The organism is Pseudomonas sp. GV105 (assembly GCF_003058185.1).
Taxonomy (GTDB): domain Bacteria; phylum Pseudomonadota; class Gammaproteobacteria; order Pseudomonadales; family Pseudomonadaceae; genus Aquipseudomonas; species Aquipseudomonas veronii.
This window is the reverse complement of sequence record NZ_QBUF01000014.1, coordinates 138,161-155,331: the sequence shown is the minus strand read 5'-3', so window position 1 is coordinate 155,331 and position 17,171 is coordinate 138,161. Positions and strand designations below refer to the sequence as shown.

Sequence of the window (17,171 nt, the reverse complement as noted above, 5' to 3'; positions counted from 1 at the left end):
AACGTTTATAAAATTGAACGCTTTAGCACCATTTTGGTGCGGCTCTCTCCTGGAAACAGAGAGCTTATATAGAGCAAAGAGGGACAGTTTATGAACAATCCGGGTTTGTTCCAAGCCAAGTGGAACCTCCGGCGATGGGCTTTTTGCAATCTACTCGCATTCGGGCTGCTGTGTTTTTGGCTGTGGCCCACAGGCCAGATGCTATGCGTGTTTTTCGACGAGTGGCTGTTTCACCTGTTCAATGCCCCCCTGGCGAGCAATCCGACCTGGCTGCATGTGTGGGCCGTGGCCAGCCTGCGGCCGTTTGATGCGGTGGTCGGCGTGATTCTGCTGACGCTGTTGATTCGCGGCGATTGGGTGTTCAAGGCGGCGCAGGTGCGCCAGGCGTTTCTTGGCTTCTTCGGGATTCTGCTGCTGTTGCTGTTTATCCGCATGCTGTTTTCCAAACTCGCGGCGCAGATGGGTTGGCAACACAGCAGCCCTTCGATAGTGCTCAGCGGCGCGATTCGGATGAGCGACTATTTCCCGGGGCTGGAGAAAACCTGGGAGTTGAAAGACCGTTCGAGCCAGAGTTTCCCTGGGGATCATGCTTCGGTGCTGCTGATCTGGGGAATGTTCATGACGGTATTCGCCCAGCGGCGGGGCCAGGTGCTGGTGATCTGGGGCCTGGCGTTGTTGTTCATGATGCCGCGGCTGGTGGCGGGCGCACATTGGGCGCAGGACGATTATATCGGCGGAGTGTTGCTGGCACTGCTGGCATTGGGATGGGGCTATTACACACCGTTTGCGGCAAAGGTGTCGCAGGTGTTGCTACGGCTGACCGCGCCGGTGTTCGGGTTACTCGCCAAGCTGCCGGTGATCGGGCGATTGAGCGTCATGCGCGCATCCTGCTGACGCTCCCACATCTATCGATCTGCTTTGCGCTGACGATGTGCGCGGTCAATCGTCATTACCGCTGCCGCGAAACTTGAACAGGTCGCGGCGCTGCTTCTTGCTCGGCTTGCCATCGGTGGTCATGCCTGTGGCGCCGGCCTTACGCATCGCCGCTGCGTTTTCGCGCTTGGCGACGCTGGCTTCGGTCTCGGCATACAGCGCCTGCGCTTCGGGCGCGCCCCGCCGCACGCTGGAAAGCGCCTGGACCACGACAGTTTTTTCGTCAAATCCGATACGAATCTGCAACTCATCACCCACGCGCGGCTCTTTGCCCGGCTTGCAGCGTTCGCCGCGATGATGCACCTTGCCACTCTCGATAGCGGCCTTGGCCAAGGCACGGGTTTTATAGAAACGCGCCGCCCACAGCCACTTGTCCAAACGGATTTTTTCTTCCTCTGCCTGCTTCTGAGCCACTTGAATTCCTCGTTCTGAAAAATGTCGCAACTTTACTGTTGAAACCCTTCGACGCATAAACCTCAAGGCTCACCTAAGATACGCCAGGTAGCCCCCTGTTTTCGCGAGGATACCCTGTGACCGACTTCCCGACTTCACTCACCTCGCCCAACCAGCATTGCGTGGGCTGCCAGCAAAGCGAGCCCTTGGGTTTTGATTTTGCATTCGCCTACCAACCGATCGTAGACCTTCGCGACCATTCGGTTTTTGCCCACGAAGCCTTGGTGCGGGGTTCACAGGGCGAAGGGGCGTTGTCGGTGCTGGCCCAGGTCAACGATAGCAACCGCTACCGTTTCGACCAGCGTTGCCGTACCCAGGCAATCGCCGGCGCCGCGGCCCTGGGGATGCAAACCTGTCTTTCCATCAATTTCATGCCCAACGCGGTGTATCGACCCGAACTGTGCATTCGCAGCACCCTGGAGGCCGCCCGCACGCACAATTTTCCGCTTGACCAACTGATTTTCGAGACGCTGGAAAGCGAACACATAGATAACCATCGCCATTTGACGAATATTCTGCGTGAATACCGCGAATTCGGCTTCAAAACTGCCATCGACGATTTCGGCGCGGGCTATTCGGGGCTGAACCTGCTGGCCGATTTCCAACCTGACTTGATCAAACTCGACATGGCGCTGATTCGCGATGTCGACCAGGATCGTGTCCGCCAGGTCATCGTCCAGGGGATTGTCACAATCTGTGAGCAGTTGGGCGTTACTGTCATCGCTGAAGGCATTGAAAGTGCCGGTGAGCGCGACTTCCTGTCCGACTGTGGAATATTTCTGATGCAGGGCTACTGGTTCGCCAAGCCCGCATTCAACGCGCTGGCCGAGGTTTCCCCTCAAGCCTGGGCGAATTGACCGGTTACCCATATTGAAGACATTTGACCATTTGACCGTTGTCGGTCTGCGTGAGTGGGTGGCACTTCCCGACTTGGGAGTGGCAGGCCTGCGCGCGAAGATCGACACCGGTGCCAGCACTTCGAGCCTGCACGCCACCGATATCGAACCCTTTGAGCGCGACGGTGAGAAATGGGTGCGCTTTACCGCACACCTGGGCAGCGTTGTGCAGTTGCGTCACCGCCGCTGCGAAGCGCCGCTGGTGGCGATGAAAACCATCAAGAGCTCCAATGGTCATGCGCAGGTGCGCTATGTGATCAGCACCACCCTGGCGCTGGGCGACCGGGTATGGCGGGTGGAATTCACCCTCGCCTGCCGCAAGGCCATGCGCTACCGCCTGCTCCTCGGTTCCAAGGCGCTGATTGACGGCCAGTTGGTGGTCAATCCCGGCGTCAAGTACGTTCAAGACAAGCCGGTGTTCCCGGTCTCCACTATTTCTGCCCCAGGTGCTGCATGAAGATTGCTGTGCTGTCGCGAAACCCGCGTCTGTATTCCACCCGCCGCCTGGTCGAGGCCGGCACCGAACGTGGCCACGAAATGGTGGTGATCGACACGTTGCGTGCCTATATGAACATTGCCAGCCATAAGCCGCAGATCCATTACCGCGGCAAACCACTGGAAGGCTTTGATGCGGTGATCCCGCGTATCGGCGCCTCGGTGACCTTTTATGGCTGCGCGGTGTTGCGCCAGTTTGAAATGATGGGCGTCTCCCCGCTGAATGAGTCCGTCGCGATCGCGCGCTCACGGGACAAACTGCGCTCGCTGCAATTGCTGTCGCGCCGGGGTATCGGCCTGCCGGTCACCGGCTTTGCCCACTCCCCCGACGACATTCCCGACCTGATCGAAATGGTCAACGGCGCGCCGCTGGTGATCAAGGTGCTGGAAGGCACCCAGGGCATCGGCGTGGTGCTGTGCGAAACCGCCACGGCGGCGGAGTCGGTGATCGAGGCATTCATGGGTCTCAAGCAGAACATCATGGTGCAGGAATACATCAAGGAAGCCGGCGGTGCGGATATCCGCTGCTTCGTGGTCGGCGACAAGGTGATTGCCGCGATGAAACGCCAGGCCAAGCCTGGGGAATTCCGCTCCAACCTGCACCGTGGCGGCAGTGCCAGCCTGATCAAGATCACCCCCGAAGAGCGCATGACCGCGCTACGGGCGGCCAAGGTCATGGGGTTGAGCGTGGCGGGTGTGGACATCCTGCGTTCCAACCATGGCCCGCTGGTGATGGAAGTCAATTCATCACCTGGCCTGGAAGGCATCGAGACCACCACCGGCAAGGATGTGGCGGGGATCATCATTCAACATCTGGAAAAGAGTGGCGGGCCGAACATGACCCGGACCAAGGGCAAGGGCTAGAGGAGCAGTCTTCAGCTTGAAGCTTCAGGCTGCAAGAGACGGGCAGAAGCCGTTTGCTTTTCTCTTGCAGCTCTAAACGTGCAGCTTGCCGCTGCAGCTACACCGCGTCTCGGGGCAACATCAAACCCAACGGCAAGCGCACCCGCGCTTCCAGCCCACCGCCCTCGCGGTTGCGCAACTCAACATTGCCGCCATGCATCGAGGCAATCCGCCGCACAATCGCCAGCCCCAAACCGGTGCCCTTGCCACCCCGAGCACGGTCGCCACGGGTGAAGGGGTTGAAGATGCCTTCCAGCTCGGCCGGGTCGATACCGGCCCCGCGATCCATCACGCTCAGCACCACATAGGGCGCAGCACTGTCACCGGAAACATACGCCGCCACTTCCACATCCGAACCGGCGTGGTGCAAGGCGTTGCCGATCAGGTTGTTCAGCAGGCGCTTCATCGAGACCCGACGCAACGCAAACGGCTGGATCGGCTCCAGGCGCATCCGCACCTGCTCGCCATTCTGGTTGTAGGGCGCTACCACCTCGCGCACCAGGTCCGTCAGGTCGACGACTTCCACCACCTCATCGCGACCATCGCGGATAAAGGCCAGGAACTGGTCGAGAATCGCGTCCATGTCCTCGATATCACGCACCATGTCGTCCGTGAGATCGGTATGGTTGCCCATCAGCTCCAGGGACAGCCGCAAACGCGTCAATGGCGTGCGCAAGTCATGGGACACGCCCGCAAGCATCAGCTCGCGCTCGCGCCCGGCCTGTTCGACGTCCTCGGCCATCTGGTTGAACGCGCTGTAGACCTCGGTCATCTCGCTGGGCGTGTCGCTGACCGGCAGGCGCACACTGCGCCCCTGTCCCAGCTGGCGGGCGGCGAACACCAGGCGTTTAAGCGGTTGATTGAGCTGGCGCACGAAAATCCACGCGGACGCCGTCGAAAGCAAGCCGATAGCCAGGAACCAGCCCAGTACATTCCAGATCTTCTGCCCTCGCAAAGGGTGCGGATACAGCGGCACCTTCAGCCAATCTTCCCCCAGGCTCGGCGCGCGCACCCACAGCGCGGGTGACACATGCATACGCAGCCGAACTTCGGTGTCGTCGCCCAGTTCCGCCTGCATCTGGCGCTGGTAAATCTCACTGTAGGGCCAATGCTGCTCGCCTTCCGGCACACCTGCACCCGCCACGCGCACCAGTGTCGCCGCCTTGGCGATTTTCTCGCGGTTCTCGGGGTCGGCCGCCCAATAGGCGCGCAAGGTCAGGGCGACACCGTGGCTGTACTGTCGATCCACCAGCACGTCTTCGTTCATCAACAGATAAACCAGCGTGAGTGCCTTGGAAAACAGAACGACGATGAGCACCAGCCAAAGGGTGCGGGAGAAGAAACTTTGCGGGAACCACAGCGGGGTTTTCATAGGAGACAGCTAGACACCTTGCAGGAACGAGCGGCGCTCGCAGAATTGCAGACGCCGGACATCCCGTCGCCCCTCATGGAGCCAAACGCCAGGATGCCCGCCCCTGCAAATCATCGGTCACTTGGTTGCAGTGCCATCCGGCACAAACACATACCCCACGCCCCACACCGTCTGGATATAACGCGGCTTGGACGGGTCCGGCTCGATCATTCGGCGCAGACGGGAAATCTGCACGTCGATGGAGCGCTCCAGAGCGTCCCATTCCCGACCACGGGCCAGGTTCATCAGTTTGTCGCGGGTCAGCGGCTGGCGCGCGTTCATCACCAGCGCCTTGAGCACGGCGAACTCGCCGGTGGTGAGCATGTGGACTTCATCGCCACGCTTGAGCTCACGGGTGGCCAATGACAGTTCGTAATCGCCGAAGGTGACGCTTTCGTCTTCACTGCCCGGTGCGCCCGGCACCGGCGCCGCCTGGCGACGCAATACGGCCTTGACCCGCGCCATCAGCTCGTCCGGGTTGAACGGCTTGGCCAGGTAATCATCAGCGCCCAGTTCGAGGCCCTTGATGCGGCTCAGCTCATCGCCCTTGGCGGTGAGCATGATGATCGGAATCTGGTTGTTCGCGCCGCGCAGGCGTTTGCAGGCGGTGAGGCCGTCTTCGCCGGGTAGCATCAGGTCGAGCACGACCAGGTTGAACACTTCGCGCCCCAACAGGCGGTCCATCTGCTCGGTGTTCGGCACCGCGCGGGCACGATAACCCTTGGAGTTGAAAAAACGCTCCAGCAGGCTGCTCAGCCCCGGATCGTCATCAACGATGAGAATTTTTTCGCCTTCAGCAGTTTGTGCAGTGCTGCTCATTGGATGCTCCTCTTATCTCGGCGCGCATTATGGCCTAGCTGCCGTTATACGCACCGTGTGCATTGTTAGCAGATTTTTCCTCTACTGCCAGCGAACCCACGCCCTACAACCTGCGGCGCAGTCCCCCCCAAGGACAGAACGCTGGTTATAATGCGGCGCCTTCGTGCAGGGCAACGTCAGATCGTTACCGTTTACTGCCGGGCTTTTTTTCACCCGCTTGTCGTGTTTTTTACGATTTCGAGGGTCAATAGGCAGCCTCTTGACCCAGGCAGCGGCGCCAGTCGGGCCGCTCAACCAGCCTCGTCGGGCCTTGTTTTCCGGGCTTGCGAGCTGCTTTTAAGAATTTCAGGTGGTTTTATGGACAGCATCAACAGCCGCATCGCCGAGGAACTCGGCGTACGCCCCCAACAGGTCGAAGCGGCCGTCGCTCTACTGGATGAGGGCTCCACGGTGCCCTTCATCGCCCGTTACCGAAAAGAAGTGACCGGCAGCCTCGACGACATTCAACTGCGGCACCTGGAAGAGCGCCTGCGCTACCTGCGAGAACTCGACGAACGGCGCATCAGCATCCTCGCCAGCATCGCGGAACAGGGCAAGCTGACCCCGCAATTGGAACGCGACATCAAACTCGCCGATACCAAGACCCGTCTCGAAGACCTCTACCTGCCGTACAAACAGAAGCGCCGCACCAAGGGCCAGATCGCCCTGGAAGCCGGCCTCGGCGACCTGGCCGACGGCCTGTTCAACGACCCATCGCTGAACCCGGATACCGAAGCCGCGCGCTTCATCAACGCTGAAAAAGGCGTCGCCGACGTCAAGGCCGCCCTCGAAGGCGCCAAATACATCCTGATGGAACGCTTCGCCGAAGACGCCAGCCTGCTGGAAAAGCTGCGCACCTACCTGAAGCAGGAAGCCATCCTCAGCGCCCGCGTGATCGCCGGCAAAGAGGAAGAAGGCGCCAAGTTCCGCGACTACTTCGAACACGACGAACCGCTCAAGAGCATGCCGTCCCACCGCGCCCTGGCGATTTTCCGCGGCCGCAACGAAGGTATTCTCAGCTCCGCGCTGAAAGTCGGCGACGAACTGCCGGGCACCATGCACCCGTGCGAAGGCATGATCGGTCAACAATTCGGCATCCAGAATCAGAACCGTCCTGCGGACAAGTGGCTCGGTGAAGTCGTGCGCTGGACCTGGAAGGTCAAGCTCTACACCCACCTGGAAACCGACCTGCTCGGCGAGTTGCGCGACGGTGCCGAAACCGAAGCGATCAACGTCTTCGCCCACAACCTGCACGACCTGCTGCTGGCCGCACCGGCCGGCCCGCGTGCCACCCTGGGCCTCGACCCAGGCCTGCGCACCGGCTGCAAGGTCGCCGTGGTCGACTCGACCGGCAAGCTGCTGGACCACGCCACCGTGTATCCGCACGTGCCCCACAACAAGTGGGACCAGACCCTCGCGATCCTCGCGGCCCTGTGCGCCAAGCACGCGGTGGACCTGATCGCCATCGGCAACGGCACCGCCAGCCGTGAAACCGACAAACTGGCCGCCGAACTGATCAAAAAATACCCAGCCATGAAGATGACCAAGGTCATGGTCTCCGAGGCGGGCGCTTCGGTGTACTCAGCGTCGGAACTGGCTTCCAAGGAATTCCCGGACCTCGACGTGTCGATCCGTGGCGCGGTGTCCATCGCCCGTCGCCTGCAAGACCCACTGGCCGAACTGGTGAAAATCGACCCGAAATCCATCGGCGTCGGCCAATACCAGCACGATGTGTCGCAGCTGAAACTGGCACGCGGCCTGGATGCGGTGGTGGAAGACTGCGTGAACGCCGTGGGCGTGGACGTGAACACCGCCTCCGTCGCGCTGCTGGCGCGGATCTCCGGCCTCAACGCGACCCTGGCGCAGAACATCGTGACCCACCGCGACGAAAACGGTGCGTTCAAGACCCGCGCCGCGCTGAAAAAAGTCGCACGCCTGGGTGAAAAAACCTTCGAACAGGCCGCCGGCTTCCTGCGTGTGATGAACGGCGACAACCCGCTGGACGCCTCGGCGGTCCACCCGGAAGCCTACCCGCTGGTGCAACGCATCGCCGCCGAGACCGACCGCGACATCCGCTCGCTGATCGGCGACGCCGCGTTCCTCAAGCGCCTGGACCCGAAGAAGTACACCGACGAGACCTTCGGCGTGCCGACCATCACCGACATCCTGCAAGAGCTGGAAAAACCCGGGCGCGACCCGCGTCCCGAGTTCAAGACCGCCGAGTTCCAGGACGGCGTCGAAGACCTCAAGGACCTGCAACTGGGCATGATCCTCGAAGGCGTGGTGACCAACGTGACCAACTTCGGCGCCTTTGTGGACATCGGCGTGCATCAGGACGGTTTGGTGCATATCTCCGCGCTTTCGGAGAAGTTCATCAAAGACCCGCGCGAAGCGGTGAAGGCCGGTGATGTGGTCAAGGTCAAGGTCATGGAAGTCGACATCCCGCGCAAGCGCGTCGGCCTGTCGATGCGTATGAGCGACACCCCCGGCGAGAAAATCGACGGTGCCCGTGGCGCCCGCCCAGGCTCGGCGCCGCGCCAGTCGCAAAACAACGCGCCACGCAAGGAAACCGCGACCGCAGCGCCGAGCAACAACGCCATGGCCTCGCTGTTCGCCAACGCCAAACAGTTGAAGAAGCGCTGATGGAGATTCCGGCCGGCTTGACCCAAAGCGCGTTCAGCGAACTGATCGGCTGCCGCCTGCAACGCCTGGAGCAGGGCGTTGCCGAGGTGGCCCTGAGCCTGGAGCCGCAACTGCGCAACCGCGCAGGCAAGCTGCATGGCGGGGCGATTTTCAGCCTGGTCGACATCACCATGGGGCTGGCCTGTTCCAGCGCCCACGGGTTCGACCAGCAGAGCGCGACCATCGAATGCAAAATCAACTACATCCGCGCGGTGGAAAACGGCGAGGTGCTGTGTACCGCGCGAGTGATTCACCCCGGGCGGCGCACGTTGGTGGTCGAAGCCGACGTGTACCAGGGTGAAAGACTTGTCGCAAAAGCGCAGGGCACCTTCGCTGTCCTATAGCTCCCCGCCCTCGATTTGAGTTAATTTCGGCGCTGCGATAACAGCGTCGGAATTTTCTTGCTGCGCTACAGCCCAACTCATGGAGTGATGTAGGCTTTTTCAAAGCGGGTCAAATCGACTCAAAACCAGGCGATCACGCCAGTTTTAACTTCACCCTTGTAGACCGTCCTGCCCACCCCCATATTGGGGCGACTGACGCGTGAAGGAATCCAACTTGAGCGAACTTCTCAACCGCCGCCTGGCCCTGCTCGGCAAGCGCGAACACCTCTCCCTGCTGGAGCATTGCTTGCACGGCATCGAGCGCGAATGCCTGCGTGTCACCCATGAAGGTCGCCTGGCGCAGACGCCGCATCCCGAAGCCCTGGGCGCCGCGCTGACCCACGAACAGATCACCACCGACTACTCGGAATCGTTGCTGGAGTTCATCACCCCAGCCCTGCCCAACCCGGCCGATACCCTGAGCAGCCTGGACAAGATCCATCGCTTTGCCTACAGCAAGCTCGGCAGCGAATACCTGTGGAGCCCCTCGATGCCGTGCCCGTTGCCGGCCGAGGAAGACATTCCGATTGCCTACTACGGCACCTCCAATATCGGACAGCTCAAGTACGTATATCGCAAGGGCCTGGCCCTGCGTTACGGCAAGACCATGCAGTGCATTGCCGGCATCCACTACAACTTCTCCCTGCCGGAAAAATTGTGGCCGCTGCTCAAGGAAAGCGAAGGCTTCGTCGGCACCGACCGCGACTATCAGTCCGACGCCTATATCGCCCTGATCCGTAACTTCCGCCGCAACAGCTGGCTGCTGATGTACCTGTTCGGTGCCTCGCCAGCGCTGGACGCAGGCTTCCTGCGCGGCCGTTCGCACCAGTTGGACGTGCTGGATGCCGACACCTTGTACCTGCCGTATGCCACCAGCCTGCGCATGAGCGACCTGGGTTACCAGAGCAACGCCCAGGCCGGCCTGACGCCGTGCTACAACGATTTGGCCAGCTACACCGACAGCCTGCGCGAAGCGGTGGCAACGCCCTACGCGCCTTATGTCGAAGTCGGCACCCACAAGGATGGAGAGTGGGTGCAGCTCAACACCAACATCCTGCAGATCGAAAACGAGTACTACTCCAACATCCGCCCCAAGCGCGTGACCTACACCGGCGAGCGGCCGATCCAGGCGCTGATGGCCCGTGGCATCCAGTACATCGAAGTGCGCTGCCTGGACATCAACCCGTTCCTGCCGATGGGTATCGACCTGCAGGAGTCGCGCTTCCTCGATGCGTTCCTGCTGTATTGCGCGATGAACGACAGCCCGCTGTTCGCCGACAACGAGTGCGGCAACGCCACCTCGAACTTCCTCAGCGTGGTCAAGGAAGGCCGGCGTCCGGGCCTGCAACTGCAGCGCAAGGGCCAGGCGGTGGACATGAAGGAATGGGCCACCGAGCTGCTGGAGCAGATCGCGCCGCTGGCGGCCCTGCTCGATCAGAGCCACGGCATCGAGGAACACCGCCAGGCACTGGACGCCCAGTTGGCCAAGGTCAACGACCCGTCCCTGACGCCATCGGCCCAGGTGTTGGCCGCGATGGCCGAGCGCAAGGAAAGTTTCGCCCAGTTCTCCCTGCACCAGAGCGAGGTGCATGCCGAGTATTTCCGCAGCGAACCGTTGCCCGCCGAAGAGCAGGCGCACTTTGAAGAACTGGCACGCAAGTCGCTGGCGCAACAGGTGGAGCTGGAGCAGAACGAAGTGGGCGATTTCGATGTGTTCGTCGGCTCGTACCAGGCTAGCATCCTGGCCATCAGCAACTAAAAACCGAACTCACTCCCCCAGGGAAATGAGCTTCATGTGGGAGGGGGCTTGCCCCCAATAGCGGTCCTCAGTTAACTGATCAGTGACTGAACCACCGCTATCGGGAGCAAGCTCCCTCCCACATTTGCCTTCACTGGGATGAAGAATCCCGCCCACCCTTCTCCTCATAAGCTAATTCGAAAAAGTTATTTATTTTCGTATTCTTAGATCATTTAGTCTCCTCACACGCCGACACTCGGCCGCCTGATTGAGGAGCTTCCCCTTGAAACTGCATTCCCCTCTCCGCCTCTTGGCGGCATTGTCCCTGGCCGGTGCCAGCCTGTTCGCCCAGGCGGCGGATGTGACCATCGCCTACCAGACCACCGTGGACCCGGCGAAAGTCGCCCAGGCCGACGGCGCGTATGAAAAAGCCACGAACGCCAAGATCGACTGGCGCAAATTCGACAACGGTTCCGACATCATCGCCGCCATCGCGTCCGGCGATGTGCAGATCGGCTACCTCGGTTCCAGCCCGCTGACCGCCGCCATCACCCGTAAAGTGCCGGTGCAGACCTTCCTCGTCGCCACCCAGATCGGCGGTGCCGAAGCCCTGGTGGCGCGCAACGGTTCGGGGATCAATGGCCCGCAGGACCTGATCGGTAAAAAAGTCGCCGTGCCCTTCGTATCCACCGGCCACTACAGCCTGCTGGCCGCGCTGAAGCACTGGAACATCGACCCGGCGAAAGTGACCATCCTCAACCTCGCGCCGCCGGCCATCATCGCCGCCTGGAAGCGCGGCGATATCGACGCCACCTACGTATGGGACCCGGCCCTGGGCGTGGCCAAGGAAAACGGCAAGGTGCTGATCACTTCCGGCGAGCTGGCCACGTTCGGCGCGCCGACCTTCGACGCGTGGATCGTGCGTAAGGACTTCGCCGAGAAGCATCCGCAAATCGTCAGCGCTTTCGCCAAAGTCACCCTGGATGCCTACGCCGCGTACCGCAAAGACCCACAAGCCTGGCTCGCCGACAAAAGCAACGTCGACAAGCTGGTGAAACTCTCCGGGGCCAAGGCCAGCGACATCCCCGCGCTGCTGCAAGGCAACGTCTACCCGCTGGCCGCTGAGCAGGTGACCCTGCTGGGCGCGCCGACCATCAAGGCGGTGACCGATACCGCGGCATTCCTCAAGGAACAAGGCAAGGTCGAGGCGGTGCTGCCGGATTACGCCCCTTACATCAGCGCCAAGTTCATCACCCACTGATCAGGAGTTCATCGCGATGGCCTTGCTACAACTGGAGCGCATCAGCGCACGGTACCCAGGCGCCACAGAACCGGTACTGTCTGATATTTCACTCGAACTTGGGCCCCGGCAATTGCTGGTGGCCCTCGGCCCGTCCGGCAGTGGCAAGACTTCGCTGTTGAACCTGATTGCCGGTTTTGTCGAGCCCTCTGCCGGGCGCATCAGCCTCGATGGCGTGCCAGTCAAAGGCCCGAGCGCCGAACGCGGCGTGGTGTTCCAGGACGATGCCCTGCTGCCCTGGCAGGACGTGCTGGCCAATGTCGGCTTCGGCCTGGAGCTGGCCGGCGTGAGCAAGGCGCAACGCGAAGTGCGCGCCCGGGAAATGCTCGCGCTGGTGGACCTGGCCGGTTTCGACAGCCGGCGCATCTGGCAACTGTCCGGCGGCCAGAAGCAACGCGTCGGCCTGGCCCGCGCCCTGGCGGCGGACCCGCGTGTACTGCTGATGGACGAACCCTTCGGCGCCCTCGATGCATTCACCCGCGAACAGATGCAGGAGCTGCTGCTGCAAGTCTGGCGGCGCACGGCCAAGCCGGTGTTCCTGATTACCCATGACATCGAAGAAGCGGTGTTCCTTGCCACCGATCTGATCCTGCTGGCGCCCAACCCCGGTCAGATCGTCGAGCGCCTGCACCTGGATTTCGGTCAACGTTATGCGGCCGGCGAGTCGGCGCGAGCGATCAAATCTGACCCGCGCTTTATCGAAACCCGCGAACACGTGCTGGGCAAAGTGTTCTCCCAACGGCAGGTGTCCGCATGAGCAGCTACGAACTTCCCGCCACGGTCGCCAAGCCGGTGGCGCGCACCGTTATCCCGCTGCGGCGCAGCCTGAGTACGCGTTGGATCAGCCTGTTGACGCTGGTTGCCTTGCTGGTGATCTGGTGGGCGGTGACCGCCAGCGGACTGATCGAACCATTGTTCCTGCCGCCACCGTCCGCCGTGCTGCAAAAAGGCTGGTTGCTGGCGACCACGGGCTATATGGATTCCACCTTGTGGCAGCACCTCGGCGCGAGCCTCGAACGCATCGGCCTGGGCCTGGGCTTTGCGGTGCTGACCGCGGTCCCGGTGGGGATTGCCATCGGCTCGAACCGTATCGCACGGGGCATTCTCGACCCGTTGATCGAGTTCTACCGGCCGATTCCACCCCTGGCCTACCTGCCGCTGATCGTGATCTGGTGCGGCATCGGTGAGCTGTCCAAAGTGCTGCTGATCTACCTGGCGATCTTTGCCCCGATTGCCATCGCGACCGCGACCGGCGTGCGTACCGTCGACCCGGCCAAGCTGCGTGCCGCGCAGTCGCTGGGGGCCACGCGCGCCCAGCTGATTCGCCACGTGATCCTGCCGAGCGCGCTGCCCGACATCCTCACCGGTGTGCGTATCGGGCTGGGAGTTGGCTGGTCGACCTTGGTCGCCGCCGAGCTGATCGCCGCCACCAGCGGCCTGGGCTTCATGGTGCAGTCGGCGGCGCAGTTCCTGGTCACCGATGTCGTGGTGCTGGGGATTCTGGTGATCGCACTGATCGCCTTCGCCATGGAAATGGGCCTGCGGGCCCTGCAGCGTAAATGGGTGCCGTGGCATGGCCAGGCACACTGAGTGATGAGAACCCAATGAGCAGCCTGACCGTTACCCCATTAAGCACCGCCCTCGGCGCGCAGATCAGTGGCGTCGATATCACTCAACCGCTGAACCCCGAACAGCGCGACGCCATCGAACAGGCGTTGCTCACTCATTCGGTGGTGTTTTTCCGCGACCAGCCGCTCACCCCGCAGCAACAAGCACGCTTCGCGGCGAACTTCGGCGATCTGCACATTCATCCGATCTACCCCAACGTGCCGGAACAGCCTGAAGTGCTGATCCTCGACACCGCCGTCACCGACGTGCGCGACAACGCCGTGTGGCACACCGACGTGACCTTCCTGCCCACCCCGGCCCTCGGCGCGGTGCTGAGTGCCAAGCAACTGCCGGCGTTTGGCGGCGACACGCTGTGGGCCAGCGGGATTGCTGCGTATGCGGCCCTGTCCGAGCCGCTGAAGAGGCTGCTCGACGGGCTCACCGCCACGCACGACTTCACCAAGTCCTTCCCGCTGGAGCGCTTTGGCAGCACTGCCGAAGACCTGGCGCGCTGGGAAGAAACCCGCAAGAAGAACCCGCCGCTGTCGCACCCGGTGGTACGCACCCACCCGGTGAGTGGGCGCAAGTCGCTGTTTGTCAGCGAGGGCTTCACCACCAGAATCAACGAGCTGGAAGCGGCGGAAAGCGAGGCGATCTTGAAGCTGCTGTTCGCCCACGCGACACGCCCGGAGTTCACGATTCGCTGGCGCTGGCAGGAAAATGACGTGGCCTTCTGGGATAACCGCGTCACCCAGCATTACGCGGTGGACGACTACCGGCCACAGCGGCGGGTGATGCACCGGGCGACGATTCTCGGCGATGTGCCGTTCTGAGCCGAACACGACAGTCGCCACACTGAAGACAAAATGTGGGAGGGGGCTTGCCCCCTCCCACATTGACCGGATTATTCAGCCGTCGATGGCTTTTCCCACAAGTTGATCCCGCCTTCCAGCGCAAACCGATCGATCTCCGCCAGTTCTTCGGCGGTAAAGCTCAAGTTCTTCAGCGCCCCGACGTTTTCAATGATCTGCTCCGGCCGGCTCGCGCCGATCAGCGCACTGGTTACCCGTGGGTCACGCAGGGTCCAGGCCAGAGCCAGTTGGGCCAGGCTTTGGCCACGGCGCTTGGCGATTTCATTCAGCGCGCGCACGTGAGCGAGGTTGGCTTCGGACAAGTGCTTGGCCTGCAACGAACCGCCGCCGGGGCGATTGACCCGTGCATCGGCCGGCACGCCATTGAGGTACTTGTCGGTCAGCAGCCCCTGGGCCAACGGCGTGAACGCGATCACCCCGGCGCCGAGGGCTTCGGTGGTGTCGAGCAGGTCTTTTTCCACCCAGCGGTTGAGCAGGTTGTAGGCCGGCTGATGGATCAGCAGCGGGACTTTCCACTCGTTGAGCAAGGCGGCGATTTCGCGGGTTTTCACCCCGGAGTAGGAAGAAATACCGATGTACAACGCCTTGCCTTGCTGCACGGCGGTGGCGAGGGCGCTGGCGGTTTCTTCCAGGGGGGTGTCGGCGTCGAAGCGGTGCGAGTAGAAAATATCCACATAGTCGACGCCCAGGCGCTGCAGGCTCTGGTCCAGGCTCGCCAGGATGTATTTGCGCGAACCGCCGCCCTGGCCATAAGGGCCGGGCCACATGTCCCAACCGGCCTTGCTGGAGATGATCAATTCGTCGCGGTAATGCTTGAAGTCTTCGCGCAGCAAACGCCCGAAGTTGATCTCGGCGCTGCCATAGGGTGGGCCGTAGTTGTTGGCCAGGTCGAAGTGGTTGATCCCCAGGTCGAACGCTGTGCGCAGCAGGGCGCGCTGGGTGTCGATCGGGGTGCTGTCGCCAAAGTTGTGCCACAGCCCCAGGGACAGTGCCGGCAGCACCAAGCCACTGCGGCCGACGCGGCGATACGGAATAGATTCGTAGCGGTTTTCGGCAGCGATATAAGTCATCGAATCCTCTCTTGGACGGGGGCAAATAAGGCCTGGGAATAAGCCTATTCCCAGGCCTTTTAAGCAGCTGAATCGCTTAACGTTGCCTTTCCGTTTTACAGCAAACTCCTACCAGAGTGGAACGACATAGCTGACATAAAAGCGGTTTTCATCCTGCACGGTGGCACCGGTAATGTCTGGGCTGGCGTGGGCGTTTTTCCAGGTCACGCCCAGGCCCTTGAGGGTGCCGGTCGGCACTTGGTAGGCCACGGCAACGTTGCGTTCCCATTCGCTGGTAGTGCCCTGTGCGGTGCGGATGTCATCGCCGTGGGCATAGGCGGCGGAGAACGTCAGGCCGTTGAGGCCCAGTTTGCCGAAGTCATATTTGTATTGCGCCAGCCAGGTGCGTTCGCCGGCGTGCTGGAATTTGTTCAACTGCATGTTGGTCAGCGCCGGGGTGTCGGCACCCGAGCCGGGGCCCTGGCGGCTGTCGCCGCTGTTCAGGCCGGAATCCAGGTAGGGGAAGTCGCTGCTGCCGCTGTTTTTCTGGATGCCGAGGCCGACGGTATGACCTTCCAGGCTGTAGCTTTCCAACAGGCTGACGGTGGACTGGTTGATGCGGCCCTTGTTCACGCCATCGCCATAGACCCCCGCCGCGGCATAATCCTTGTCGCCATCGGCGTTACCGCCCACCCCCAGGCTGCGGAACATACGCACATCGGTGTCGATCGCACCGACCGACAACGCGTCATGGCGCTTGGCACCGAGGAAGAACTGTTGGTAGTAATCCTCAAGGTTGGAATACCACAGGCTGACGGTGGTGCCCGGCAAGCCGGTGTAGTCGGCACCGCCGAAGAGGAAGCGGTCGCTTTCCTTGGTGCCGCCCGCGGTGATCATGCCCTGGTCGCCGGTTTCATTGCGGATCTTGGTCTTGAAGATATCGCCACCGGTGAAGGTGAAGTCGCTGAGGTCCTTGGAGACCAGTTGCACACCGGTGTTGGTCTGCTGGTACAGGCGGCCGTCGGTGTTGGCCAGCACCGGGTTGTTGCCATACAGCGTACCGACCCGCAGTTCATCCTTGGCGAAGCGCATTTTGAACGTCGGGCTCAGCACGCCGAACTGGTCAGCGGATTTACCGTCGTCCAGCGGGAACATGCTGCCGGGGTAGCGGCCCTGGTGATTCTTGTCATTGAGGTCGCCGCCGGAGTCCAGTTTCAAACCGTAAAACGCCTGCAAGTCGAGGCCGAAACCCACGGGGCCTTCGGTGTAGCCGGACTTGAAGTTGAACTCGAAACCCTGGCCCCAATCGCGAATGCTGTGGGCCTTGGCATTGCTGCCGACCACGTCACGCCCCTGCTGGTTGAGATAGCGGTTGAGCAGGGTCACATCGGCGTGGCTGTCATCGATAAAATCGGCATGGGCGGACAGCATAAAGCTCGCCATGGCGACACCGACCATGGGGCTTAATAACGTCTTCATTGTTACCGGTCTCCGTCACTGTTCTGAAATGAAAGCGTCAAACGCTTCACACAATTACGCAGTGGCTAGATGACAGTTGCGCGTCAAAACGCGGCGGGGGCACATGAAATT

Annotated in this window: 16 protein-coding genes; 11 read left to right on the top strand and 5 right to left on the bottom strand. The window is 61.7% G+C overall.

Annotation, left to right across the window (positions count from 1 at the left end; genetic code table 11):
- Positions 1 to 90 precede the first annotated feature (90 nt).
- Positions 91 to 894: a phosphatase PAP2 family protein gene (locus tag C8K66_RS24835; RefSeq protein WP_057005853.1), complete on the top strand. Its 804-nt coding sequence runs from the start codon at positions 91 to 93 to the stop codon at positions 892 to 894.
- 45 nt (positions 895 to 939) lie between these two features.
- Here the strand turns inward: C8K66_RS24835 and C8K66_RS24830 are convergent, their stop codons facing one another.
- The gene (locus C8K66_RS24830; protein ID WP_017848571.1) at positions 940 to 1,347 is read right to left on the bottom strand and encodes an RNA-binding S4 domain-containing protein; all 408 of its coding nucleotides are present in this window, start codon (positions 1,345 to 1,347) and stop codon (positions 940 to 942) included.
- A gap of 116 nt (positions 1,348 to 1,463) precedes the next feature.
- On the opposite strand from C8K66_RS24830, the gene C8K66_RS24825 reads away from it, so the two are divergent.
- The 3 genes from C8K66_RS24825 to rimK are packed head-to-tail and all read left to right on the top strand — an operon-like array spanning position 1,464 to position 3,641.
- On the top strand, positions 1,464 to 2,243 hold the full coding sequence (locus C8K66_RS24825) for an EAL domain-containing protein (RefSeq protein WP_017848572.1): 780 nt from the start codon (positions 1,464 to 1,466) through the stop codon (positions 2,241 to 2,243).
- A gap of 31 nt (positions 2,244 to 2,274) precedes the next feature.
- Complete coding sequence (locus tag C8K66_RS24820; RefSeq protein WP_017848573.1) at positions 2,275 to 2,739, top strand: ATP-dependent zinc protease; 465 nt, start codon at positions 2,275 to 2,277, stop codon at positions 2,737 to 2,739.
- On the top strand, positions 2,736 to 3,641 hold the full coding sequence (gene rimK, locus C8K66_RS24815) for a 30S ribosomal protein S6--L-glutamate ligase (protein ID WP_003213178.1): 906 nt from the start codon (positions 2,736 to 2,738) through the stop codon (positions 3,639 to 3,641). Before C8K66_RS24820 ends, rimK begins: the two co-directional genes overlap by 4 nt.
- A gap of 97 nt (positions 3,642 to 3,738) precedes the next feature.
- Here the strand turns inward: rimK and C8K66_RS24810 are convergent, their stop codons facing one another.
- Both C8K66_RS24810 and ompR read right to left on the bottom strand, forming a co-directional pair.
- Complete coding sequence (locus tag C8K66_RS24810) at positions 3,739 to 5,052, bottom strand: ATP-binding protein (protein WP_017848574.1); 1,314 nt, start codon at positions 5,050 to 5,052, stop codon at positions 3,739 to 3,741.
- A 117-nt stretch (positions 5,053 to 5,169) separates the two neighbouring features.
- Positions 5,170 to 5,910 carry a two-component system response regulator OmpR gene (gene ompR / locus C8K66_RS24805; protein ID WP_003213175.1) on the bottom strand — a complete coding sequence of 247 codons (741 nt, stop codon included), beginning with the start codon at positions 5,908 to 5,910 and terminating at the stop codon, positions 5,170 to 5,172.
- A gap of 357 nt (positions 5,911 to 6,267) precedes the next feature.
- Here ompR and C8K66_RS24800 point away from each other — a divergent pair, with 357 nt between their 5' ends.
- From C8K66_RS24800 to tauD, 7 genes are all read left to right on the top strand, one after another.
- The gene (locus tag C8K66_RS24800; protein ID WP_046385051.1) at positions 6,268 to 8,592 is read left to right on the top strand and encodes a Tex family protein; all 2,325 of its coding nucleotides are present in this window, start codon (positions 6,268 to 6,270) and stop codon (positions 8,590 to 8,592) included.
- Positions 8,592 to 8,975, top strand: a complete 384-nt coding sequence (locus C8K66_RS24795) for a PaaI family thioesterase (RefSeq protein WP_017848576.1) — start codon at positions 8,592 to 8,594, stop codon at positions 8,973 to 8,975. The genes C8K66_RS24800 and C8K66_RS24795 overlap by 1 nt, the downstream gene beginning before the upstream one ends.
- A gap of 214 nt (positions 8,976 to 9,189) precedes the next feature.
- A complete protein-coding gene (gshA, locus tag C8K66_RS24790; RefSeq protein WP_079442632.1) occupies positions 9,190 to 10,773 on the top strand; it encodes a glutamate--cysteine ligase in 1,584 nt (527 codons plus the stop codon).
- Between the two features lie 262 nt (positions 10,774 to 11,035).
- Complete coding sequence (tauA, locus tag C8K66_RS24785; protein ID WP_017848578.1) at positions 11,036 to 12,013, top strand: taurine ABC transporter substrate-binding protein; 978 nt, start codon at positions 11,036 to 11,038, stop codon at positions 12,011 to 12,013.
- A 16-nt stretch (positions 12,014 to 12,029) separates the two neighbouring features.
- On the top strand, positions 12,030 to 12,809 hold the full coding sequence (gene tauB / locus C8K66_RS24780; protein WP_017848579.1) for a taurine ABC transporter ATP-binding subunit: 780 nt from the start codon (positions 12,030 to 12,032) through the stop codon (positions 12,807 to 12,809).
- Entirely contained in the window at positions 12,806 to 13,642 is an 837-nt protein-coding gene (gene tauC, locus C8K66_RS24775) for a taurine ABC transporter permease TauC (protein ID WP_017848580.1), read from the top strand. Before tauB ends, tauC begins: the two co-directional genes overlap by 4 nt.
- A gap of 14 nt (positions 13,643 to 13,656) precedes the next feature.
- Positions 13,657 to 14,493: a taurine dioxygenase gene (gene tauD / locus C8K66_RS24770; protein ID WP_057005856.1), complete on the top strand. Its 837-nt coding sequence runs from the start codon at positions 13,657 to 13,659 to the stop codon at positions 14,491 to 14,493.
- Between the two features lie 71 nt (positions 14,494 to 14,564).
- On the opposite strand, the gene mgrA is transcribed toward tauD, so the two are convergent.
- Together mgrA and C8K66_RS24760 are read right to left on the bottom strand one after the other, a co-directional pair.
- Positions 14,565 to 15,602 (bottom strand): L-glyceraldehyde 3-phosphate reductase, encoded by a 1,038-nt coding sequence (gene mgrA, locus C8K66_RS24765; RefSeq protein WP_017848582.1) that lies wholly within the window; start codon positions 15,600 to 15,602, stop codon positions 14,565 to 14,567.
- 108 nt (positions 15,603 to 15,710) lie between these two features.
- Entirely contained in the window at positions 15,711 to 17,039 is a 1,329-nt protein-coding gene (locus tag C8K66_RS24760) for an OprD family outer membrane porin (protein ID WP_082107807.1), read from the bottom strand.
- Positions 17,040 to 17,171 lie beyond the last annotated feature (132 nt).

Coding starts and splice junctions, on each gene's coding strand:
- C8K66_RS24835 (WP_057005853.1), top strand. CDS start 91: ATGAACAATCCGGGTTTGTTCCAAGCCAAGTGGAACCTCCGGCGATGG.
- rimK (WP_003213178.1), top strand. CDS start 2,736: ATGAAGATTGCTGTGCTGTCGCGAAACCCGCGTCTGTATTCCACCCGC.
- C8K66_RS24810 (WP_017848574.1), bottom strand. CDS start 5,052: ATGAAAACCCCGCTGTGGTTCCCGCAAAGTTTCTTCTCCCGCACCCTT.
- ompR (WP_003213175.1), bottom strand. CDS start 5,910: ATGAGCAGCACTGCACAAACTGCTGAAGGCGAAAAAATTCTCATCGTT.
- C8K66_RS24800 (WP_046385051.1), top strand. CDS start 6,268: ATGGACAGCATCAACAGCCGCATCGCCGAGGAACTCGGCGTACGCCCC.
- C8K66_RS24795 (WP_017848576.1), top strand. CDS start 8,592: ATGGAGATTCCGGCCGGCTTGACCCAAAGCGCGTTCAGCGAACTGATC.
- tauB (WP_017848579.1), top strand. CDS start 12,030: ATGGCCTTGCTACAACTGGAGCGCATCAGCGCACGGTACCCAGGCGCC.
- tauC (WP_017848580.1), top strand. CDS start 12,806: ATGAGCAGCTACGAACTTCCCGCCACGGTCGCCAAGCCGGTGGCGCGC.
- tauD (WP_057005856.1), top strand. CDS start 13,657: ATGAGCAGCCTGACCGTTACCCCATTAAGCACCGCCCTCGGCGCGCAG.
- mgrA (WP_017848582.1), bottom strand. CDS start 15,602: ATGACTTATATCGCTGCCGAAAACCGCTACGAATCTATTCCGTATCGC.
- C8K66_RS24760 (WP_082107807.1), bottom strand. CDS start 17,039: ATGGTCGGTGTCGCCATGGCGAGCTTTATGCTGTCCGCCCATGCCGAT.